The 20,559-nt window shown below is 57.5% G+C and carries 18 protein-coding genes and 1 pseudogene; 2 read left to right on the forward strand and 17 right to left on the reverse strand.

The features are described from left to right. Positions 1 to 71: 71 nt before the first annotated feature. The gene (locus D1159_RS16440; protein WP_161846703.1) at positions 72 to 329 is read right to left on the reverse strand and encodes an IS630 transposase-related protein; all 258 of its coding nucleotides are present in this window, start codon (positions 327 to 329) and stop codon (positions 72 to 74) included. A gap of 7 nt (positions 330 to 336) precedes the next feature. Then, positions 337 to 1,446, reverse strand: a complete 1,110-nt coding sequence (locus D1159_RS16445; RefSeq protein WP_347563715.1) for an adenine-specific methyltransferase EcoRI family protein — start codon at positions 1,444 to 1,446, stop codon at positions 337 to 339. Here D1159_RS16445 and D1159_RS19825 point away from each other — a divergent pair. After that, positions 1,345 to 1,563, forward strand: coding sequence for a DNA cytosine methyltransferase (locus D1159_RS19825; RefSeq protein ID WP_347563716.1), 219 nt, complete (start codon positions 1,345 to 1,347; stop codon positions 1,561 to 1,563). The two genes, D1159_RS16445 and D1159_RS19825, sit on opposite strands and share 102 nt — an antisense overlap. Here D1159_RS19825 and D1159_RS16455 read toward each other — a convergent pair. From D1159_RS16455 to D1159_RS16520, 15 genes and pseudogenes are all read right to left on the reverse strand, one after another. Continuing rightward, positions 1,551 to 1,778, reverse strand: a pseudogene (locus D1159_RS16455) (recombinase family protein); the annotation flags it as partial. The gene D1159_RS19825 and the pseudogene D1159_RS16455 sit on opposite strands and share 13 nt — an antisense overlap. Before the next feature lie 391 nt (positions 1,779 to 2,169). After that, entirely contained in the window at positions 2,170 to 2,403 is a 234-nt protein-coding gene (locus D1159_RS16460; RefSeq protein ID WP_161846705.1) for a hypothetical protein, read from the reverse strand. Positions 2,404 to 2,419: 16 nt separating this feature from the next. Next, a complete protein-coding gene (locus D1159_RS16465) occupies positions 2,420 to 2,803 on the reverse strand; it encodes a stalk domain-containing protein (RefSeq protein ID WP_161846706.1) in 384 nt (127 codons plus the stop codon). Between the two features lie 2 nt (positions 2,804 to 2,805). Then, positions 2,806 to 2,928: a TnpV protein gene (locus tag D1159_RS20125; RefSeq protein ID WP_347563717.1), complete on the reverse strand. Its 123-nt coding sequence runs from the start codon at positions 2,926 to 2,928 to the stop codon at positions 2,806 to 2,808. Continuing rightward, positions 2,925 to 3,191 carry a TnpV protein gene (locus tag D1159_RS20130; protein ID WP_279280117.1) on the reverse strand — a complete coding sequence of 89 codons (267 nt, stop codon included), beginning with the start codon at positions 3,189 to 3,191 and terminating at the stop codon, positions 2,925 to 2,927. The genes D1159_RS20125 and D1159_RS20130 overlap by 4 nt, the downstream gene beginning before the upstream one ends. A gap of 212 nt (positions 3,192 to 3,403) precedes the next feature. After that, on the reverse strand, positions 3,404 to 3,970 hold the full coding sequence (locus tag D1159_RS16475) for a GNAT family N-acetyltransferase (RefSeq protein ID WP_161846707.1): 567 nt from the start codon (positions 3,968 to 3,970) through the stop codon (positions 3,404 to 3,406). Between the two features lies 1 nt (position 3,971). After that, positions 3,972 to 5,765, reverse strand: a complete 1,794-nt coding sequence (locus D1159_RS16480) for a CotH kinase family protein (protein ID WP_161846708.1) — start codon at positions 5,763 to 5,765, stop codon at positions 3,972 to 3,974. A 10-nt stretch (positions 5,766 to 5,775) separates the two neighbouring features. Then, entirely contained in the window at positions 5,776 to 6,450 is a 675-nt protein-coding gene (locus D1159_RS16485) for a DUF4956 domain-containing protein (RefSeq protein WP_161846709.1), read from the reverse strand. 20 nt (positions 6,451 to 6,470) lie between these two features. Beyond that, the gene (locus D1159_RS16490; protein WP_243152351.1) at positions 6,471 to 7,178 is read right to left on the reverse strand and encodes a polyphosphate polymerase domain-containing protein; all 708 of its coding nucleotides are present in this window, start codon (positions 7,176 to 7,178) and stop codon (positions 6,471 to 6,473) included. A gap of 103 nt (positions 7,179 to 7,281) precedes the next feature. Next, on the reverse strand, positions 7,282 to 7,929 hold the full coding sequence (locus tag D1159_RS16495) for a PilZ domain-containing protein (RefSeq protein WP_161846710.1): 648 nt from the start codon (positions 7,927 to 7,929) through the stop codon (positions 7,282 to 7,284). A 14-nt stretch (positions 7,930 to 7,943) separates the two neighbouring features. Then, positions 7,944 to 11,720 (reverse strand): Ig-like domain-containing protein, encoded by a 3,777-nt coding sequence (locus D1159_RS16500; RefSeq protein WP_161846711.1) that lies wholly within the window; start codon positions 11,718 to 11,720, stop codon positions 7,944 to 7,946. Between the two features lie 459 nt (positions 11,721 to 12,179). Further along, a complete protein-coding gene (locus D1159_RS16505; RefSeq protein ID WP_161846712.1) occupies positions 12,180 to 17,156 on the reverse strand; it encodes an S-layer homology domain-containing protein in 4,977 nt (1,658 codons plus the stop codon). Positions 17,157 to 17,205: 49 nt separating this feature from the next. Continuing rightward, positions 17,206 to 17,805: a PilZ domain-containing protein gene (locus tag D1159_RS16510; RefSeq protein ID WP_161846713.1), complete on the reverse strand. Its 600-nt coding sequence runs from the start codon at positions 17,803 to 17,805 to the stop codon at positions 17,206 to 17,208. Beyond that, positions 17,802 to 18,149, reverse strand: coding sequence for an EscU/YscU/HrcU family type III secretion system export apparatus switch protein (locus D1159_RS16515; RefSeq protein ID WP_161846714.1), 348 nt, complete (start codon positions 18,147 to 18,149; stop codon positions 17,802 to 17,804). Before D1159_RS16515 ends, D1159_RS16510 begins: the two co-directional genes overlap by 4 nt. Beyond that, on the reverse strand, positions 18,136 to 19,572 hold the full coding sequence (locus D1159_RS16520) for a hypothetical protein (RefSeq protein WP_161846715.1): 1,437 nt from the start codon (positions 19,570 to 19,572) through the stop codon (positions 18,136 to 18,138). The genes D1159_RS16515 and D1159_RS16520 overlap by 14 nt, the downstream gene beginning before the upstream one ends. A gap of 99 nt (positions 19,573 to 19,671) precedes the next feature. On the opposite strand from D1159_RS16520, the gene D1159_RS16525 reads away from it, so the two are divergent. After that, a partial coding sequence (locus tag D1159_RS16525; protein WP_202621129.1) for an Hpt domain-containing protein occupies positions 19,672 to 20,559 on the forward strand: 888 nt, incomplete at its 3' end.

Below are 20,559 nucleotides of genomic sequence, written 5' to 3' on the forward strand. Positions count from 1 at the left end.
ATCATGAACCAACTGCCCTCTGGGGCCATAGCCATACTCTCGATATAAATAGCAATCAATACCTGTTTCATCTACATGAATTCCCAGGCAATTTTTCTCTGGTATGCATCCGGATGTTCGGCCACATACGCCCTTAATTTCTCTGGTTCTATCTTCTTGGGTTTCCGCGTGAGTGTTTTGGGCCTTAACTCCCCCTTTTCTTTTAATTGCCTTTCCCATTTCCGAATCGTTGAGATTGATACTTTAAAAGTTGCTTTTGTTTCTTCCAACGTATGCCCTTCCCTGCGATATTCTATTGTTCGTTCCCTGTATTTTATTGGATAACTCATATCTTCATTATACTACTTCGCTTTGTGCTTTTTCAAGTACTATCACTATATAAGAGGTATTCCGTAGCTCCTGAGGTGAAAGCACCTTGCCCGCGATATTGATGATTTTGAACCAGTCCAGCACCTCGGAGGGCGTACCGTCACAGACGTAAATATCCAACACATAGTCCCGGATGCTCTGCTTCTGATCTTCCGGCAGATTGAAGAAATACAGATTGTCCACCGAAAAGCACTGTTCATAGCTCTGCCGGTCGGCCTCGTCTCTGACCGCCGCATAGCGGCAGATGGAGATGGTACGCTGCTGGCCGTCCATCAGCTCATAGCGCCCATCAGTAGCTTTGGCCCAGTACATCACGTTGATGGGGAATTTCTTTTTGACAGAGCGAATGACCTCATCCCGGTCCTTGTCGGGATAGATGTATTCACGCTGATAGGCGGGGCGAACGTCCAACCTGCCGCCATAGGCCACCACACCCTCAATGCCGTCCGGCCCTTTTTCTTTATAGCCGTCAATCAGCTCTTGAATTGTCACCTGGATACGGTCAATGACGTGGATTGCTTCAAAATTATCATATTGGGGATATTCTTCTGCGGTACATTTTTTATAAAGTGTCTCTACCAATAATTGGTGTCGCTTCTCAATGTCCATGTTGGTAAACCAGCAGATATTTCCCATCCGACGCCATTTCTGCCCATCGTCATCTACTTTGAAGTCAGTTCCCTTTGCTTCATAATAGTCAGGAACACGGAACCAGAAATGGCCGCTATTGTGGCCTAGCCATACTTGTCTCCGAAAAAGATAGGGAAAAATTTCAGCATACATTGCGTGATTCATATTCCCCAAAATCAGAAACTGTTTGTCACTGTTTATGAGCAAGGTCAAGTACTCTTTCATCAGGGAGAAAGGCGGGTTTGTCACTACAATGTCGCACTTCTCCAGCAAGGCCAAGCACTCCGGGGAACGGAAGTCACCGTTGCCCTCCAACGGAGTTTTTACATAGTCCGGCAGGCCGATTTGTCCGTCACGGTCGCTGCTGATGATCTCAAATTTATAGCTGGGCTTGTCCGCTATGAGCAGGAACGCTCTTTTACCGTAAGAGAGGCTGCTAGAATCCAATCTTTCCCCGACCATTATATCTTTACAGGGACGATAGCTGAACAGTTTGCTCAGGTCGGAAACGCTGTGCCGCCGCTTCTTGCCGAGGCGGTTGGCCTGACACTCAAATCCATATAGAAACCAGTCTGGAGATAGTCGCGGCCAATTCTTGACATATCCTTGGCGAGCACGACGCCCACCTTGCCGGCCTCAATGTCGGCTAAAAGCCGTTTCCAGCTTGGGCGCTCGAAATTACCTCCGGATCAGCCGTCGTCCGTATAGTGGACACAGTTGGAAAAGCCTTTCTGGGCGGCGTAGTCCTTCAGATAGCGTTTTTGATTCACATAGGCAGACATACCGCCTTTCTTATCCAGAATATGTGTCCGGCAACAGAGAAGTATCTGACCGCGTACATAGATAAGAATAACCAGCCCATACGGATTGATGACCGCATAGCGGCAGATGTGATAAAAAACGCTCGTGAGGTTCTGAGCATGGCAAAGCGGGGGCAAAGGTTATTTTTCCTGATGTGTTTAAGATTTATTGTGACCTTGAGCGACAATTTAGTATTGAGAAAAAATCCGTTGCGCCCAAGCCCAGCATCCTTTCCAAGATAAAGCAGCCACTTTCTGAATCCGACCCATCGAAAAAATCAAAAACCAAAGAGCGTGATGTTCGATAGGAAAAACCCGTTTCCGATTTGTTGTCGGAAACGGGTTTTTCTGATATACTGCTCTATGAGCTTTACTTGATCCACACACCTGCGGCGTCAAAGTTGCTGCCGGTGAAGTCGCTCGACCCGTGGACGGAGCCGAGATTGTGCTGCCCGTAGGAGAAGTAGGCGGTCACGATGTAGCCGGGGACCTCGCTCTGCACCTCCGCGATCATCCGCTCGGCGTACTCCTTGATGGTGGAGAGGTCGTAGGATTTCCACCATGCCTTGAACTCGCTCCTGCTCAGGTCGCCGGAGTAGGTCACGGTAAAGATTTTCTCATTACCGTAGTTGGTGACGGGCTTTTCCTTGACCGTCCACTGTTTCTCGAAGCCGACATAGCCGGTGTCCGCGATGGGGGGCCTGCGTCTGCGTGGGCTGCTTGTTGACAGTGGCGATGTTCCGCTCCCCGTCGTAGCCTACCTCCAGCCCGTAGGCTTCCGCCAGCGCCCGGATGGGGGCATAGGTCGTGCCGTTGTAGGTAAAGACCATTACATCGTTGCCCTTGGCGTCCTTGGGCTGGAACACCTTGCCGTCCACGAGGACGCTGATGGGGCTGACCTCGATCCTGATGGCCCCGCTTGCCGCCAGTGCTGTGACAGGCAGGCCAACCAACAGAAGCATTGCGATTGCGCCGGATACAAACGATAACATATTCTTCTTCATTTTCAAACCCTCCCATCTTCCGTATAGACCAATTCAGCCATGACGATTTCCTCTGCGCGGTTATGGATGCCGTTCATGCGGCGCACCCATTCAAGCTGGTTGGATGCTTTCAGGGCCTCGTTCACGCCCCCTGTGCCGCCAAGTCATCGCAGAGATGCTCCATGCGTTCATGGCAGGTCTGGTCGATTTCGGCAAGGTGCTGGTGTAGCGTGCCATCAAGCAACATGGCATTGTAGAGAGCGGCGCAATGCTCTTTCAGGTAGCGGCGGCGCATACGGCCATACTTGCCGAGATGGTAGGTGCCGGTATCCGGCAGAACGAAGTTTGGGACGAAGTAGTCTCCCTCCTGGCGGTATGTGCCGCCCATGCGTTCATACAGTGATTTCATAAATGCGGACTCCTTTCGGTGATGTTTGTGTTTGCAGCTGTGAAAACGCTTAAAAATACTCGCCTTTCCCCCTTCCTCACAACAGCCTGTCCATCTACCACTAATGAGCCTCAGTCATGTTGTATTAGGAGTTTTGATTTCTCCCTTTACAGCATACTTCTTCCTAAAAATGCACAAAAACAGCCGCCCAGGCCGGACGGCTGTCTTTTCTGTCACTCTGACTGCTGCATTATCGTTTCACCTGGGGGCAGGGGCTCCCGCGCCGCCACATAGCGGCAGTGGGGCATGTCTACCCCCCGGTAGTGCTTGACCCACGTGTCCTTTGGCGTCATCCCGTTTCGCAGGGCCACCTTTTGGGATGCCTGGTTGGTGTCCCGGATGATGGAGCACACCTCGCTGGCGTTCAGCACCGCAAAGGCGTACTGCCTGCACGCTGCGGCGGCCTCTATGGCGTAGCCCCTGTGCCAGAAGGCCCGCTGGAACAGGTAGCCGATTTCAAGCACCTCCCCGTCCTTCCACGGCTGCATGGTCAGCCCGCACTGGCCGATAAGTTCACCGGTCTCTTTCAGTACCGCCCCCCACAGGCCAAAGCCCCACTTCTTATAGCGGGCGATCTGCCGGTCCAGCCACTCCCATACCTGGGCGTCGCTGAAAGCCCCCTCGTAGGCGTACATGGCCTCCTCGTCCTGTAAGATCTTGCACAGGGCCCCAAAATCTCCCCGATCCATCTCCCGGAGATAGAGCCGCTGGGTGTCAAGGATTTTTCCGGCGCTCCCCATGTCACGGCCTCCACTTCACCGCGAAGATCAGGCCTGCCGACAGCACCGCCGCTGACAGCACCAGTAAAAGCAGCTGACTTCTGCCGTCCAGCCTCGCTTCCTCCTGAATGTCCGGCGGATATCCCCCAGAGCCGGCTCGCTCTGGCATTCCATTGCCGGGAGCATCGTCAGGCGGAACGCGGTCTCCTCTCGCTCCGCCCCCTGGCGGGTCCGCGCCCTCAAGGCCGCTCTGCGCCGATCCGGTCGGGAAGGCATCGGGCGCGCCGTTCCCCGGCCGTCCCCCTTCCATGGTGCCCATATCCGCCAGATCCAGCCCGGAGGCGTCCACCAGGGCGGCAGAGTCCGCCTGCTGGCCCTCGGCGGTGGCGGGGATGCTTCCATCCAGCTGGCCCCGGACGCTCTCCCCCCGGAGCCGGCAAAAGGACTTCAGCGCCGCCGTTCCCGCCTCAAATTCCTCGTAGGTGCAGAACTTGGTGGGGTCCTTCTCCACATAGGGGGCAATCTGGGCTTGGGTGCTGTCGATGAGCGTCTCCAGCCACCCGCTGTCTACTAACTGTTGAAGCATGTCTTTAAAATACTGATGGTATTTGTCCGTGTAGGACTCATCTGAGAAAATCCATCCCAGCATAGGCCGCTCCTCCACAGATCCTCCGGAGACCGGCGTGTCAATGGGCTCATTTACCGCAGAGGCCGCGCCCTGGTTCTGAAAGGTACCGAAGGCCAGGTTGTAATCCCACGGGATCATGGACAGCTGGCCCTCCTCTTCATACAGATAGTAGTTATGGACTATGGAGCCGGTGTAGCTGTCCCCATTACACACAAAGTTATGAACCACAAAGTAGCGCAGCACCTCGTCCATGTCCAGCACCTGCTCCAGGTTTTCCCCGCTGGACAGCTGCTTCAGCGACTGGATCAGCCGGGCCTGGTCCGCCTGGGTAATATCAGTTTTGGCGCTGTCAAAAAGATTTGGGTAGCTGTCCGGGTCGTCGTCGATGTATTGCAGCTTTACATCGCTGCTGCCCATCCCGCCGCCGGGGCCGTCCCCCGGAGGGGTGCCAGGCCTCTGGCTTTCCCAGGCGTCAAACCTGCCCTCCAGCGCGGCGCTGTCCTGTGCTCCCCGGCCCTCCATGGGCCTGTCTCCAAAGCCCTGCTTGTTGTTCCTGCCGCCTTGGCCATCTGTGCTGTCCGGCTTGTAGAGCGCTCCATAGCTTTTCCCATAGCTGCGCTGCAGGAAGCCCTCCTCAATCCCCTCCACCGCCAGGTACAGTCCCCAGTCCTCTCCGTTGACGGTGATGTATACATAGCTGCACAGGGGCGCGTCCACCCCAAAGGCCCCCATCATCTGGTAAACTAAAAAGTCCTTCATATAGGTATTGTCCTGTATGATATTGTTCAGGCACAGCTTATCCAGGCCGTGGTAGGACTTTGTGCTGTCGTAGTGGTCAAACTCCAGCTTGAAGCTGTAGCGCTGGCTCCCCAGGGTGGAGACCATACTCAAGGAGGTATTCCCTTTGGCCCGGATGCCCACGTTCTTATAGGCCTCGTTGTCGATGACCACGGTGCAGGGATGATAGGCCTCGTCTTCACAGCTGAGGATAAATTCCTCCCAGCCGTCCATTACAATGGAGATCGTATGGACCTGATTGGTGTTGAACAGCCGTTTCTCATAGCCCATCTTCCTCACGGCAGCCTGTATGGCGCCCACCACGCTGCCCTCCACAAAGATAAAGGCAAACAGGACCGCCGCCGCGGTGATCGTCAGGCAGATTCTCTCGATATGCCGGTTGGTTGACATCGCCGCCCCCTTATCCCATGTAATCTCCGTTATAGCTGACCAGCACGGCGCTGTTCACCCCGTCCAGCTCGGACAGCGTGTTGATGAAGTCCGTGTGCTCCCCCTTCAGGCGCACGTCCAGATTCAGCTCAATCTGCCCTTTTTGGACGGTCTTGCTCTTCACCACGCACCGCTCTGTCTCTCCCTTCAGGTAGGCCATGGCCGCCTGCTCGCTGTCCTGCCCGGTACAGCTGAGGATGACGATATAGGGGTTGCGGGCGGCGGCGCGGTTGACGAAGACCAGCAGAATGATCCCAATAATAACGCTGCCGCAGATGGCCAGGGGGATCATGCCTGCGGCCAGGACAATGCCCACCGCAATCGCCCAGAAGAGGAAGGTGATATCCAGCGGCTCCTTGATGGCCGTGCGGAAGCGCACAATGGACAGGGCGCCCACCATGCCCAGGGACAGCACCACATTGCTGGTCACCGCCAGGATAACCACAGTCGTAATCATGGTCATGGCCACCAGCGTGACCCCAAAGCTGGAGGAGTACATGACCCCGGAGAATGTCTTTTCATAGATCAAAAAGATAAACACACCCAGCCCGAAGGCCAGCACCAAGGCCACAACCATATCCAGAAGGTTGACGCTGCCGATGTTCTCCAAAAAGCTGGATTTAAAAATATCCTGAAATGTCGTCATAGCAAGTCTCCTTTTATTCTCTAGCCGTAAACCCGGCACACGGCGTACTTGGAAAAGGGGGTGGAGGCCCGGCCGGGCAGCCGGACGGCGTGCTCTATCACCGTGGGGAGATAGGCGTCCCACTTGATCTCCAAAATCACCGGCCGGTCTCTGGCCGGTATGGTAACACAGTCCGGGTCCAAAAAGCCCGAATATCCAAGTCCCATTCGGAGGTTGTAATCCAAGGTCACCCTCACGTTTCCTGGCGCGTAAGTAAAGGGCTGTCTTGTGTATTCCACAATGGTCTTGGGGCGTAGGCTCTGGGTCAGAATTTTGCTGTACAGCTCCACCACCAGTGGCCGGCCGCTCTCCGCCATCCAGGCGTATTGGCCGTCCAGTATGGCCTGGACCTCCCCCCGGCTCAGGGGGGCGCCGTACTTGGTGCCCAAGCTCCCTCGCTTGCTCTTCTTCTCCAGACGGATTGCCTGTGTATTCCCGCTGTAGTAGCGGATGCGGTATTTCTCCCGCACACCGATTCCGTCTTGTTTTTCCCGCAGTATTTTATCCTCTAAGTTGTCAAAATAGAGGCTGCGTATCTCATACGTCCCGTCTATCGCGTACTGGTCAACCTGCGCCACGGCAGACAGCCGCCGGCGGATGGCCAGCAGGTCGGAGTAGTTGATCTCATATTTCCACTCATGCCGGAATTGGGCCATGCTGTCACTCCCTTGCTCCTGAAGTGGTTCCATGATACTCCTCCTTTCTGAATTGACGCTGAATTTGCTTTCTCAATGGGAAAAGAGCGGACGCATGTCATGCCGATATGCGTCCGCTCTTGTTTGGTTTGGATGGTCAGCCGTCCTCCCGTTTCTGGCCTCTCTGGCGGTCCTTCCGCTGGGCGATCAGAATGGCGCGGAGCAGGCGGTTCTGCTCCCGGGACGGCAGCGCCTCAAACTGACAGCCATATACCCGTTTGCTCCCCTCCTCCACCACCCGCCGCACCCGGCAGGTAAAGGAGAAGTCCTCCTCCTCGCGGACAATACGGGCCCGGGTAATACACAGCAGCTCTCCCACCTCATAGGAATCCTTGCTTTTGAGCAAAAGCCCACCCGCACTGATATCCAAAATGGTACACTGGGTCTGACCGCTGTGGTTTTCCCGTTCCACCTTGGCCGGCACGTTGATGTACTGGCGGAAATATTCCCGCCGCTCCTCCACGGACATGATCTGAAGCTCGTGGACCCGCCAGAAGTCGTCGTTTCCGCCGCAGATGGCCCCCTGGAAGACAAAAATGCTGGATCCCTGGAAAAACTGGAGCTTTACCTCCCTGTTATACAGCGCCGGAGGCAGAATCTCATCCTTTGCCCCCCGGATTTGCAGCATTCCGCGGCGATAGTTATCCACCTTCCCTAAAAAGGTCAGCTTGTTGTCTATCGTCAGAACCTCCACCCTCATGCCGGGGCGCAGCTCCAGCTGGCCTATCTGGCTCCCCTGCTCCATACCTTCCCCCCCTTTTACCGGTATAGTGTCAGCGCCCGGTACAAAATCACCGCCATCTCGGCCCGGGTAATGGTGTCTTTGGGCCGGAGCCGGCGGGTATTGTCCCCGCTCACAATTCCCATCTGCACCATGGTGCCCACTGCGTCTCTGGCATAGTCGGAGATCTCATAGCTGTCCAGATAGCCGGTCAGGTTGGCGGAGGACCCGTCGGGGATATTCCACTTGGCCGCCACCATGGCCTGCTTCAGCATAAGCATGGCATCCTGCCGGGACAGGTTCCAGGTAGGCATAAACCGCCCGTCCGTCCCGAAGACGATCCCCAGGTCCTTGGCCGTGGCCACTGCCCCGGCGTAATAGCTGCCGGTGGGCACATCCCGGAAGCTGTAGGTGCTCCCTGTGTTGAAGTTGAAGGCCCGGCACAGCATGATGGTAAAGTCACACCGCTGGATATTCTGGCCGGGACCGAATCTGCCGTCTCCCATGCCGGAGACTACATTGTGCTGGCGCAAAAACTCCACCGCTGTACTGGCCCAGCCGTAATTGCCCATATCGGTAAAGGCGCTGGGGGTGGTGGGCGTGGTGCCGGTATTGCCGTTTGATATGGTGACCTCCACCGTCCCAGTCACCCGTCCGCCGTCTCTATCCACGCCGGTATAGGTGAAGCTCACCCGTCCCTGATAGCCCGCCTGGGGTACAAAGCTGATCTGATCCAGGCTGGGGGAGCCGTTATAGTAATAGTTGGTGTTGGTGCTCACCTGGGTTCCGCTGCCAACCACAGTATAGCCGTAGTACAGCCGCCCTGCGATGGGGTCTGGCAGGCTGGTGAACGTGATGTAGGACAGCTCCTCCTCCAGCTCCGCGGCGCAGGCCCGGCGGAAGTCCGTCCCCTTCAGAGAGATGGGGAAGGAGGTGGTGGAGTAGGCGATGGACGATGCCGTGGGTACGGACACCTGGATCTCCACCGTGCCGCTGAACCGGTCGCCGGAGGTGCTGGTGGCGGTGTAGCCGATCTCCACGGCGCCGGTGTAGCCGGCGGCGGCCCGGAAGGTCACGTCGTCCAGCTGGCGGTTGCTGCCGGTGCGGTAATAGCTGGTGTTGGCCGACACCTTGCTGGTGTAGGTATCCCGGCTGTGGTTGTACTGGTAGAGCAGCTCTCCCCGGGTGGAGGAGGGCAGCTCAAAGCGGACGTAGTTCAGCCGTGCGCCGGTCACGTCCTGACAGACCTCGTTGAAGTCGGAGGCCCGGAAGTCTACCGCGCCGCCGGCGCGCACAGAGTAGGAAATCTTATCGCTGCCGCCGCTATCTTCTACCTCAATGCGCACCGTCCCCTCGAAGCGGCCGCCGTCAACGTCGTAGCCGGTAAAGCCGATGGTCACAGCGCCCTCATAGCCGCTCTTGGGCACGAAGGCCACCCGGGACAGGGAGGGACTGCCGCTGCGGTAGCACTTGGTACTGGTGCCCACCCGGTTGCCGCGGCTGGAGCTGCTGGAGTAGTTATAGTACAGCGTCCCCCGGCTGGAGGAGGGCAGGTCGTCGAAGCGGACATAATCCAGGGTCTTGCCGTTGGCGTCCTGGCACATCTCGTTAAAATCCGCCGTCACGAACTCCGCTGCCCGGCTGGAGCGGGTGGTATAGGTGATTTGTCCGCCATCGCCGGTGTCGGAATACTGGATGGTTACAATCCCTTCGAACCGGCTGCCGCCGGTGCTGTAGGCGGTAAAGTCAATATTCACCCGGTCTGTGACCCCTGCGGCGGGAACGAAATCAATATTGGAGATGCTGCTGGCTCCGGTGCGGTAATAGCGGGTGCTCTCCTTCACCCGGCTGTCATAGGTGCCGTCGCTTTTGTAGTTGACATAGAGCGTACCCTGGCTGCTGGGCGGAAGCGTGAAGTGGACGTAGCTCAAGGTCTCTCCCAGAGCGTTCCGGCAGGCGTCGTTGAAGTCGGAGGCGCGGAAAGACACAGTTTTCCCCTCGTCCGCCGTGTAGCGTACGTCTCCGCTGGTGTCGTTGGGCCTGCGGTTGGTGATGTTGATGGTTACCCGGCCGGTGTAGACGTTGCCGGAGGTATCCACTCCCCGGTAATTCACCCGCACGGTGCCGGTGTAGCCCTCCGCCGGGACGAAAGTAATTTCATCCAGGTAGGGAGTACGGGTGCGGAAGTACTGGGTCCCCGCCGTCACCTTCTCGGCGTAGGGGGACTGGCTGGAGTAGTGGTAGTATAACGTCCCCCGGTTGGAGGCGGGGAGCTCGAAGGTGATGTAGCTCAAATCCCGGCCGGTGCGCTTCTGGCAGACGGTGTTGAAGTCCACCGCCTGGAAGGTCACCGGCGTGTTTCCGGTGGTGGCGTAGACCACGTCGTCAATGCCCTTCACCTCCAGGCGGATGGAGCCGGAAAAGCTCTTGTTCTCCGTGCTGAAGCCGCTGTAGGAGATAATCGCCGTGCCGCTGAAGTCCCCCCGGGGTACAAAGGTGATGTTGGACAGGGTGCGCTCCCCCAGGACCGTGTCGCTGTAGTAGTACTTCTCGTTCCCCACGCCGTAGCCCGTATCCGTGGGGGAGACGTAGCCGTAGTATAACGTCCCCTGGCTGGTGGGTACGGACAGGTTGGACACGTACTTCAGCCCCGCGCCCGTGTTCTCCCGGCACATGTCGTCCAGCTTGCCGCGCACGTCTACGAACTCAAAGGTCTTGCCGGCGTCCACGGTGCCGGCGTCAATGACGCCGATGGTGTTTTCCACCACTTTGATCTTGGCCTTTGCGGTGTAGGAGCCCTTGCGCACCAGCACCTCCGTCTCGCCGATGGACCGGCCCGTTACCCGACCGTTGCTGTTCACAGAGGCAATGCCGGTGCCCTCGTCATCCATTTCCCAGGTGACGCTGCCGGTGTTGGCCGCGCCATAGGCAATATAGGTCAGGTCGCCGGTCTTGTTCACCATCACGGTCAGCGACTCCGGGGAGACCACAATGCCGGAAACCTCCACGTCGCAGGCGGCGGTCTTGCTGCCCTCCTCCGTGGTCACCCACACCTTGGTCTTGCCGGGGGCCACCGCCGTCAGATTGCCCTCGGCGTCCACGGTGACCACCTTTTCATCGTCGCTTTTCCAGGTGACTTTTTGGTTTTCCGCGCTGGACGGGGTTATATAGGCGTTCAGCTTGGCGGTGCCCTTCACGTCCAGACGCTGGCTGACGGGCGAGATCTCCACACCAGTGACTCCCACCCGAGTAACCGTTACTCTACACTCGCTTACCTTTGTGCTATCGCTGACAGAAGTGGCTGTGATGATGGTTTCACCCACTGCCACGCCAGTCACTCGGCCCTCTTTATCCACTGTGGCAATCGCCGGGTCCTTGCTTGCCCATGCAATTCGCCGATCTGTGGCGTTCTTAGGAATTACATTGGCGTCTAATTTTTCATTCTCGCCTTTTGCAATTGAGAGCGTATCTCGGGTGATGCTCACCCCTTCTACCGGGATATCCGCCGGGGGAGGAGTCGGTGTTGGCACCGGTTGGATTGCTTTTACCGTAATTTCGCAAGTAGCGCTCACATTCCCGGCGCTCGCCGTGATTGTCGCTATTTGATCTTCCTCGGTTGCCGCTCCCGCCGTTACAAAGCCCCTGTTGCTTACTTTGGCAACAGCTTCATCGCTGCTCTCCCATGTGACTTCCTCTGTAGCGTCGCTGGGTATAACCGTTGCTTTTAGCTGTACGCTTTTCTTGCCCTCCAGTTCCCACTCTGTTTTGTCCAACGATATGCCTGTAGCAGCTACTGTTTTCTTATTTACTGTCACAGTACAGGAGGCCGCCTTTGTTTGAAGTGATGGAGCGTCCGGCGCTGAAGAATTTGCTGCGGTAGCAGTGACAGTTACGGTAATTTTACTTGTGCCTTCTCCTACCCCTTTTATTTTACACTCTTTTGCTGAATCTTGGATAAATTGGACCGCCTTTTCATTCGAATTGGTCCAATAATAGGTAAGCGTCATGTTCGCTGGTTGATTGCTTACCTGCGCTTCTAATGTTATCTCATCACCGGCTGTTATTGTTTGATCGCTCAGCGAGACACTGAATTCCGCTGGAGTTGTATCCTCCGCCAAGGCTGGTACCGCCAGGGAGACGGCCAGGGCCAGCGACAGCAGCAGTGCGCCTATGCGGCGTAACGGGTTTTGTTTCATCATATGCACTCCTTCGCTGGATGTAATGTTCCATAGAAAGGGAGCGGGCGGGTTCCGCCCGCTCCCGGGATCTGGTTTTTAGCTTTTGCCTTCTGTTATGCTGGTTGTGAACTTTCCCGTACTCTCATTGTAACTAATCTTCACGGAGTACGCCTTTGCCTGAACGCCTGTCTTATTGTAAAGAGCATTCGGAATGGCGATTGAAATGTCACTGAGCGGCAAATCTTTAATCTCAAGCGTAATCTGATTGATCCGTCCAGTTGCAGTACTGCTTCCTATCGGCTTATAGAATATATTTTCCGGGAACAAATTTTGCATTCCGCAATATGTTACCCCATCGCTAGACGGTGCATCATACACCCCTTTGTCTGGATTTGACGTCATAGGATAAGGCGTACCACCATATACCCGGTAGAGATATTTATCATAGTTCAACGTCAGTATGCCAGATGCAAACTTTCTATCAGGATTCGCTGGATCCGTTTTTATTTCGAGAATTGGATCCGCAGAGATGAGCACAGGAGCATCTCGATCCACTATCTGGACCGGCCTGGCCGCCCGCAGCGCGCTTTCTCCGCCCTCTGTACTTGTTGCCACCGCCACGCACACATAGGTCGCGTCCGGATCCGGGAGATCAAAGGACATGGTGTCGCTTCCTCCCATGGGCAGGGTACCCTGCCACTGGGAAATCATGGCAGACCCGCCGATTGTACCGGCCCGAATGGCGTTTGCAATCTCTCGGCTTATGGTATCTGTAGCGTATGCGTCAAATACAGAGCAGGTACCCCGTCCGCCAATGGAGTTCTCCATGGCGTCCAGCACAGTATAGTTTTCATTAGGACTTCCATCTTGGTTCATCCAAACTTTGTTCGCGGTTGGGGGGACTTTGGCGCTGTCCACATACCTGTAAAATGGATCGCTGAAGGGGGCGGGAATATTGCCTGTGTAAAGCAGCCGGGCCGTTACATCAGAAGTCCGATCCACCTCCACATCTACCTTCGAGCTGTCGCCGTTGGAAATCGTCAGCGTCAAAATGGGACGGATTACATCCACAGTCGTGAACTTATAGCACATTGCATAGTCAGACACAACCTGCTGCGTCCCCTGATACATCACATAGACATAATAGGTGGTGTTCGGCGTCAAGTCCTTTAAGCTGACGGTGCAGGTACTCGCGCCGTCGTTTGCAATCTGGCCCTTTCTCACGGTCCGCTCTGTAATATTGCCGTTTATAATAATATCTTTGGTCGGTACAGACAAGTAGAGCGGGTTATTGTCTACTGACGTGTCTGTTCCGCTGTCCGGCACCTCCTCTGGGAAGGGAACAAACTCACTGCCGGGAATAATCTGTCCATCATCATCCAGCACTACGGCCTGCGGCGGAACCGGGGTGCTTACCTTTCCATTGGCATCCAATGTCACAGGCGTTACCAGGTAATAAACGGTTCCCTCCCGGTTCAGCAGGAAGCTCATTTCTGCCGTGGTGTCCTGCGGCGTAAACTGCGGGTAAGGTGATACCGTCTCAGGGGCTTTCTTGTCGCTGAACGCCACCTGTTTGGCGTACGGGTCCGGCACCCCGATGGAGTAGACCCCCTTGGACAGGGCGTTTTCCCAGTCGGTCTGCACGCCGCCTGCGGTCACCAGGCGCAGGTCGCTCTGTCCGCCCGCGGCAACCGTCACCTTAAAATTAGTGATCTTATTCCAGGTATCCCGCTCCGACTTTCCGCTCAGCCGGGTCACCCGGATCGCGTACTGATAAGAACATCCCTCCTTCAAATCTGTCAGAGGCTTGAATCCGCTTGTAGCACTTCCTCCAGACATCTGCGCCGTGGTCCGGTAGACAAAGTTCCCCTCCCGCTCTTGCAGGGTATAGGAGAAGGTTCCCTGTTTTTCCCAAGTCCCAAAAATTCCTGAACTCTCATTGTTTCGGGCATAGAGATCAAATTCCAGGTTGCTGTCGGACCAGAGCATCAGGTCATAAAACATCCCATCCGCGGTGTTGCTGGTGGAGTGGGGATCCAGCTGGAACACCATGTCAAGCTCTAAGGGGGTGGCAGGAGTTGTTGGTCTTCCGTCTGTTTCCAAATATTCGTCAATCTTCCACTCATTCACCGGGCTGATATTCACCGTGGCAAAGGCGATGGTGAAGTCGGGAAGCTGCTGATTGGACATGAGGTTGGCCGCGTCAGAGGTATCCGCGATTCCGGACAGGGTGAAGTAGTAAGTCTCGCCGGTGGCCAGATTCAGGCCGGTCTCGGTGGGGAAGGTGATCACCATGCCCCCGTTCTCCAGGGTAACGGTGGCATAGCGGAAATCGATCACCCAGTTGGTGTCGTAATCCTCCGCGTTGTCCTCCGTGCGCTCCCTGGGCCGGACGATGACCGGCTCCGGCCTGCCGCCCACGGGTTTGACCCACATCTGGATATGTTTTTGCAGCGCGTCGGCCAAAAGCTCTCTGGCCTGCTCCTTTTGCTGGCCGGAGGTACGTTCCACCTCCTGGTACAGTTCCATAAACTTGTTGTAGCGCCGCTCGCCCTGGACGGTTTCCATGCCCTGCACGCTCTCGGAGAACACCAGCCGGATATCGGTATTGCCCAGGGGCATCAGGTTTGTGATGGTTCCATCCTCGTTCTCCTCGCCGTTAAAGCGGGTGAACTCCTGCTTCACAGTGGGCGGATTGTTGTCCAGCGTGTTGATGGTGACCTTCTGGACCTCGGCGGAGAAGTTGCCGGCGGAGTCCTCGCCCACGTAGTACAGGTCGTAAGCGGTCTCGCCCTCCAGGCCGGAGATATTGATGGTAATGTCAGCTTCCGCCTGGCCTACCGCCTGACGTCCGTTGCGCAGCGCGCCCAGCCCGGACTTCACCTGGGATTTGGCGGCGTCGTCACTGGGGGCGGGGGCCACGGTCTGGCCGGTCAGGGGACGGAAGAAGGTCTCGCCCTGTTTCACCACGGCCCAATAGATGGTGCCTGGCTCGTTCATGGCGGAGGACATAGTCACGCTGGTGGCCTGGGCGCCGGTCTGGTTCATGTAGCGCACCACGGGGGGCGTCTTATCCACCGTAGTAAAGGTAATCTTCTGCACTCCGGAGCTCTTGGCGCCGTCGTAGTCGGTGAGCCACAGGTAGAGGTCGTAGGTCTCCAGCTCTTCCAGGTCAATGTCGTTGACGGTAAAGGGCAGGGTACTGTTCTTCACGGCGTCCCGGCTGCCGTAGCCCAGGTTGCCGGGGATGGCGGCTGTCTTGAAGTCCGCGGCCGTGGGGGCGACGCTCCCCTTGGGCAGCAGGGCGTAGTAAACCAGACAGTTCTTATTGGTCATCACTGTGACCTGAGCGGAGTTGTTGGTAATCCGGCTCATGGTGGGGTAGCCGGTGGCGAAAGCGGGCACAGTATCATCCGGTGTTGTAAAGGCAGTTACCTTTACCGGGCTGCGCTGGCCCCGGGCGTCCACCATCACGGCGGTGAGGTAGTAGGAGCCGTTGGTGGTCAGACCGGAAATTTTGGCGGTGTACTCCGTCCGGGACTTCTCCGCCGGCAGGTTCCCAGACTTGAGGATCTTGCTGGCGTAAGTGGGCGGCGTGATCACATCGTCCTCGTCGATGGAACCGTCTGCCAGGGCGCTGACGGTCCAGTAGATAGTGCCTTTTTTATTGGTGCTGAACACCGCGTTCGCTGAGGTGGAGGCCACATCCCGGGCGGCGGGATAGCCCGCCAGCAGAATTGGATCCTCCGAGGACTCGGCGGCGGCCACATTGTCCATGGTCTCCTTGTTGATGTCGGCGGTGATCCCCGGCCGCACAATAATGCTGTCCGGCAGAGTCTCCACCGTGGAGCCGGCGGCGTTTACATTCAGGTGGTCCACGTCGCCGGTACCGGTGACGCTGGTGGCCACGTCCAGATTCAGCTCCTTCACCCGGGCGTCGTTTTCAATAACCAGCGCGGCGCCGGCGGCCTTCTCGTCGATGGTAATCTTCTCCGCGGAGCCCTGGGCGATGGCCAGGCGGGAGGTGGGGGAGAGGTTCAGCACCTCTTTGATATTTCCAGTCAGCTGGAGGCTGATCCCCCGGTCCCCGTCCAGCTCGATGTACTTCATTCCCATGCCTTCCGCCGTCATATCCTCCAGATAGGCGGAGGTACGCACGCTGGTGGTATTGATGAAAGTGTCGCCCTCCACCCGCACGGTGGTAAACTGGTTGTCAATGCTGTCCACGATCATCTCGTTAGCCTGGATATTGCGCAGGATGATACTGTGGTCGCCCTTGTTGGCCTCGCCCGCGCCGCTGGCCACAATCTTACCCAGCACGTTGACGTTTTCCAGCAGCACGTCGCCCAGCTCAATGCCCCCGGTCAGATACAGGTCTCCGGCGATAGTGGTATTGCGCAGGGTTACACCGGAAGTGGATATCGTCACATTTCCGTACACATTGCCCAGCTCATACTCTCCCGGCTGGGGCACCGGCGTGCCAATGGCGTTGGAGATCATACAGGCCACCTCGCCCCGGGTGATCTCGTTTTGGGGACGGAAGGATCCGTCGGGATAGCCGGTGATGATCCCCGCGTCCGAAGCGGCCTGAATCAGCCCCCGGCTCCACTCGCTGAAATTCCGGCTGTCGGTGAAGCCCAGGGTCTCCCCGGTCTCCCCCCGGAGCATCATATTCCGGCTGAGCAGAATGACCGCCTCTTCCCGGGTGAGATTGTTCTCCGGGGAGGCTGTCGTCCGGGACGTCCCATGGAAATACCCCATATTATAGGCAATTCCGATATCGTCGGCGTACCAGGCCCGGCTGTCCACATCAGTAAAGGGCGTGGTAATGGCCTGGTCATAGCCGTAGGCCCGGTTCACCATGGATACAAACTCCGCCCGGGTAATGTTCCGGTCCGAGTACAGGTTGCCGTCAATGTCTCCCCGCAAAATATTCCAGGCCGAAAGCTTATCCAGGTGCTCCTGGGCCCAGTCCACTGCCTGGGCGGGCACCAGCCCGGCTGCCAGCGTCAGGGACAACAGTCCCGCCGCCAGCCGCTGGGCCCATCTTCTTCTGTTTTGTTTTAAACTCATACCTGTTCCTCCTGGCTTTGTTTCCATTCCAAGTATCAAACCGTCTATCTCATCGGCTGGCGCGGCTGCGCAGCTGAACGCTGAACACCGCCTCCCTCATCCGTTCTTCTTCGTCATTGCACAGCCCTTCGAACTTCGCCGCGTAGAGGATCTCCTCACGGTTGCTTGGCCGGCGGCGCAGGATTTTGCACCGCAGCACCATGGGCTGGGGCGTAATGGGAATGACCACCTCCACCGCCTCCCCATCCCTGAGCTCTTTCCCACAGAAGAAGGAGATGCCTCCGCAGCTGATGTCGTTGGTCTCAATCTCCTGACGGCCCCGCCAGCTTTTGGTCAGCGGGTAGATAAAGCTCTGGGCATGGATGGAGATCCGCAGATTCTGCCGCATCTCAATACCCAGCTGCTGGAGCTTTTTCAAAAAAATCTGGTCCCCCTCGCCGCGTAGGATCCGCCCCAGCAGCGCCTCCTGGTCATCCGCCATGGGGACCAGGCGGAGATCCTCATGCTCCATCACCGCCGAGATCCCGCCCTCCAATACCCTCACCTGCAGATTGACGGCGCCGGGCACGCTCTCCAGCACCCCCCGCGCCAGCGGCTTATCTCCGCTGTCCAGCAGCAGATATAAATTTTTTTCCAGCTCCTGACTCATCCGTCCCCCTCCTTCGCCGTGCCTGCCTCTTTCCGGGGGGCCTTCTCCACAGCGGCGCGGCTCTTCTGCCCCTCCAGGTCAAAGTGCAGGAAGTACACATAGATCTCCACAATTGCCTTATAAAGCTCCTCCGGTATCTCCTGCCCCAGCCGCAGCTGGGTGAGGATGGTGGCCAGAGAGTTGTCCTCATAGATGGGCACACCGCTGTCCGCGGCCACCTCTACAATCTTTTCCGCCATGTATCCCATACCAGAGGCCACTACCACCGGCGCGGCGTCCCCTGCGCCGTATTGCAGGGCCACCGCCTTTCTGGACGGGTTCCGCCTACCATCAGACCTTGACATTGACGCTGTTCTTCCCTTCAAATATTTTGGGGAACACCTCGGTCAGAGAGACCGGGCGCTCCATTCTGCGCACACTGACGCTCCCCGGCGTCAGATCGTTGCGGGCCAGGATTTGGGCGACAGACTGTTCAATCTCCTTGGAAAAGGGGGTCACCCGGTCCGGGCAGGCGATTCGGATGTCCACCTCCTTGTCCCGGCTGGTGAGCACAATGTCAAACAGGCCCAGGGACTGTACATCCACCTTCAGGAGGAATTTCATGGTGTTTCCCCGCTGGCCCTCCCGCCGGCCCTCCTTTTCCTCTGCGTCCGGGTCCACCCACATCTCGGAAAACAGCATTCTCCCGTCCAGCTCCAGGGGGAAGAGGAAGTGGTTGAGGGGCATATAGACGCTCTCGTTAACCAGCATGGCGTTGACCAGCTGCTGGAACACCTGCTGTACCTCCGCGCTGCCCTCCCCCCGCAGCGCCCTGGACGCGGCGCCGGCCAGGCGGTCGGAGAACTGTTTGGCCGGCGTGCTCTGGGCCGCCTCGCTGCTGCGCAGCAGCTTGAGCAGCGCCTGATCGTCAATCCCCCCCAGCTGGCTCTTCAGCGTTCCGTAGCCGTTGAGCTGGTGGAAGGACTCCAGCAGCTTTTCCAGGGATCCGTTCTCATACCGGGCCACATCCAGCGTCAGCAGGCTGAGCAGTCCCCGGGGGGTGCCCATATCGTGGGTATGCCCCACATAGGCCGCCATGTGGGGGAAGATCTCCTCCCGCAGCAGCGCCAAGTTGCCCTGCCGGTCGCCGGCGGCGATGCCGTTTTCCAGCCGGGCGGCCAGGTCCCGCAGCTTCTCTGCCCAGCTGGCCGGCATGGCGTTGGCCATCCCCGCCAGATTGCGCAGCAGGTTGCCCTCAATATGCTTGGTGGAGGAAAAATCCGCGTAGTTCTTCAGGAACTGGAGGATATCCGTCCGCACGCCGTCCGAAGCCGCCTTGACGTAGGCATTGCGCAGCAGCGCGAACAGCGCGCCGCCGAATCGGGTGCCCGCCTTGAACTGTCCCGAGACAAACTCCAGCAGCTGATCCGGGTCCATCCGCAGCATCTCCAGGGCCTGGGAGATCTCCCCGGCGATCCCCTCGCTCATGCCGGACAGGACTACCGTCCCCTCCCCGGCCATAAAAAGCCGGGACAGGCTCTCGGCCAGGTTGGGCGTCTCCCGCAGGCGCTGGAGGAAGGTCTGGAAATTGGAGTCATACCGGATCTGGCCGGAGTCCCCCAGCATCCCGCTGTCCTGCTGCTCAGTCCGCCCGTCCGGCCCCACCACCCGGTTGGGATCCGGTACATTTTGGATCTGCGTATTGCTGGGGGAAACCGGGATATTTCGGTTGGCGGCCGAGTTGTCATAACCCGGTACCGGATTTGTGGCGCCTAACAGTTCTGGCATTCTTGAACACCTCTGAGACAAAACTTATAAATACCACTTAATTTTCGTTCCCACTTCGCCGATAATAAAAAAAGAGATATAAAATAAGGTGGTGTTTTTATGGGCAGCGGAAACGAAATCCTGGATATGTATATCTACGAAACAGGCACGTTGCTTGAACAGCTGGAAACTATCGTTCTGGAGGCGGAAAAGGCAGATACCTTCTCTCAGGACAATGTAAACGAGATATTCCGTATTATGCATACCATCAAGGGCTCATCTGCCATGATGGAATTTGATACCCTTACAACCATCGCGCACCGGATTGAGGACCTGTTCTTTATTATTCGGGAAAACACCATGTCGGTGGTCTCTGAGGCAAACCGCCCCGCGCTGTTTGACCTGGTTTTCCAGTCCATTGACTACTTCCGCGGTGAGCTTGAAAAGGTAGAGGCCGAACAGCCCCTTGATAAAGATATCGACACCTTCCTTTCAAATATTAATAGCCTAATCGCCAAAATTAAGGGGGAGGACGACGGTTCCGCCGCCCCGCCCCCGCCGGCCGCCGAGGCGCCGGCGCCTCAGCCGGCCGGCCAGCCGGCTCCCCCGCCCATGGAGCTTCCCCAGGAGGCCGGCCACGGCTTCCCCCATGTGCTCCAGGTCATCTTTGACGAGGGCTGCGGCATGGAGAACCTGCGCTCCTTTATGCTGGTCACCTCCGTGCGGGACTTCTGCGCCGAGGGCAGCTTCGCCTTTGAGCCCGCCGACGTAGAGCAGAATCCCGAGACCTCTGAGATCATTATCGAGCGGGGCTTCCTGCTCATGTTCAGGGACAACGCTGACCGGGATCGGGCCATCTCCGTGGTCAAGTCTACCGGCTCCGTCAAGGAATACCAGTCCTATGAGTACCAGCCTCCCGCGCCCGTCCAGGCAGAGGCCGCCCAGCCCGCGCCCGCGCCGGCCCAGGCGGACGCCGCTCCGTCCGCGCCCAGTCCGTCCGCGCCGCCC

This window comes from Pseudoflavonifractor sp. 524-17 (genome assembly GCF_009935845.1).
GTDB lineage: Bacteria > Bacillota > Clostridia > Oscillospirales > Oscillospiraceae > Pseudoflavonifractor_A.

What these genes read in the sequence shown, in the direction of transcription:
- D1159_RS16520 (WP_161846715.1), bottom strand. Translation starts at nt 19,572, where the DNA reads ATGCCAGAACTGTTAGGCGCCACAAATCCGGTACCGGGTTATGACAAC.
- D1159_RS16485 (WP_161846709.1), bottom strand. Translation starts at nt 6,450, where the DNA reads ATGACGACATTTCAGGATATTTTTAAATCCAGCTTTTTGGAGAACATC.
- D1159_RS20130 (WP_279280117.1), bottom strand. Translation starts at nt 3,191, where the DNA reads ATGAAATCACTGTATGAACGCATGGGCGGCACATACCGCCAGGAGGGA.
- D1159_RS16440 (WP_161846703.1), bottom strand. Translation starts at nt 329, where the DNA reads ATGAGTTATCCAATAAAATACAGGGAACGAACAATAGAATATCGCAGG.
- D1159_RS16475 (WP_161846707.1), bottom strand. Translation starts at nt 3,970, where the DNA reads ATGGGGAGCGCCGGAAAAATCCTTGACACCCAGCGGCTCTATCTCCGG.
- D1159_RS16495 (WP_161846710.1), bottom strand. Translation starts at nt 7,929, where the DNA reads ATGGAGCAGGGGAGCCAGATAGGCCAGCTGGAGCTGCGCCCCGGCATG.
- D1159_RS16505 (WP_161846712.1), bottom strand. Translation starts at nt 17,156, where the DNA reads ATGAGTTTAAAACAAAACAGAAGAAGATGGGCCCAGCGGCTGGCGGCG.
- D1159_RS16515 (WP_161846714.1), bottom strand. Translation starts at nt 18,149, where the DNA reads ATGTCAAGGTCTGATGGTAGGCGGAACCCGTCCAGAAAGGCGGTGGCC.
- D1159_RS16510 (WP_161846713.1), bottom strand. Translation starts at nt 17,805, where the DNA reads ATGAGTCAGGAGCTGGAAAAAAATTTATATCTGCTGCTGGACAGCGGA.
- D1159_RS16490 (WP_243152351.1), bottom strand. Translation starts at nt 7,178, where the DNA reads ATGGAACCACTTCAGGAGCAAGGGAGTGACAGCATGGCCCAATTCCGG.
- D1159_RS16480 (WP_161846708.1), bottom strand. Translation starts at nt 5,765, where the DNA reads ATGTCAACCAACCGGCATATCGAGAGAATCTGCCTGACGATCACCGCG.
- D1159_RS16465 (WP_161846706.1), bottom strand. Translation starts at nt 2,803, where the DNA reads ATGAAGAAGAATATGTTATCGTTTGTATCCGGCGCAATCGCAATGCTT.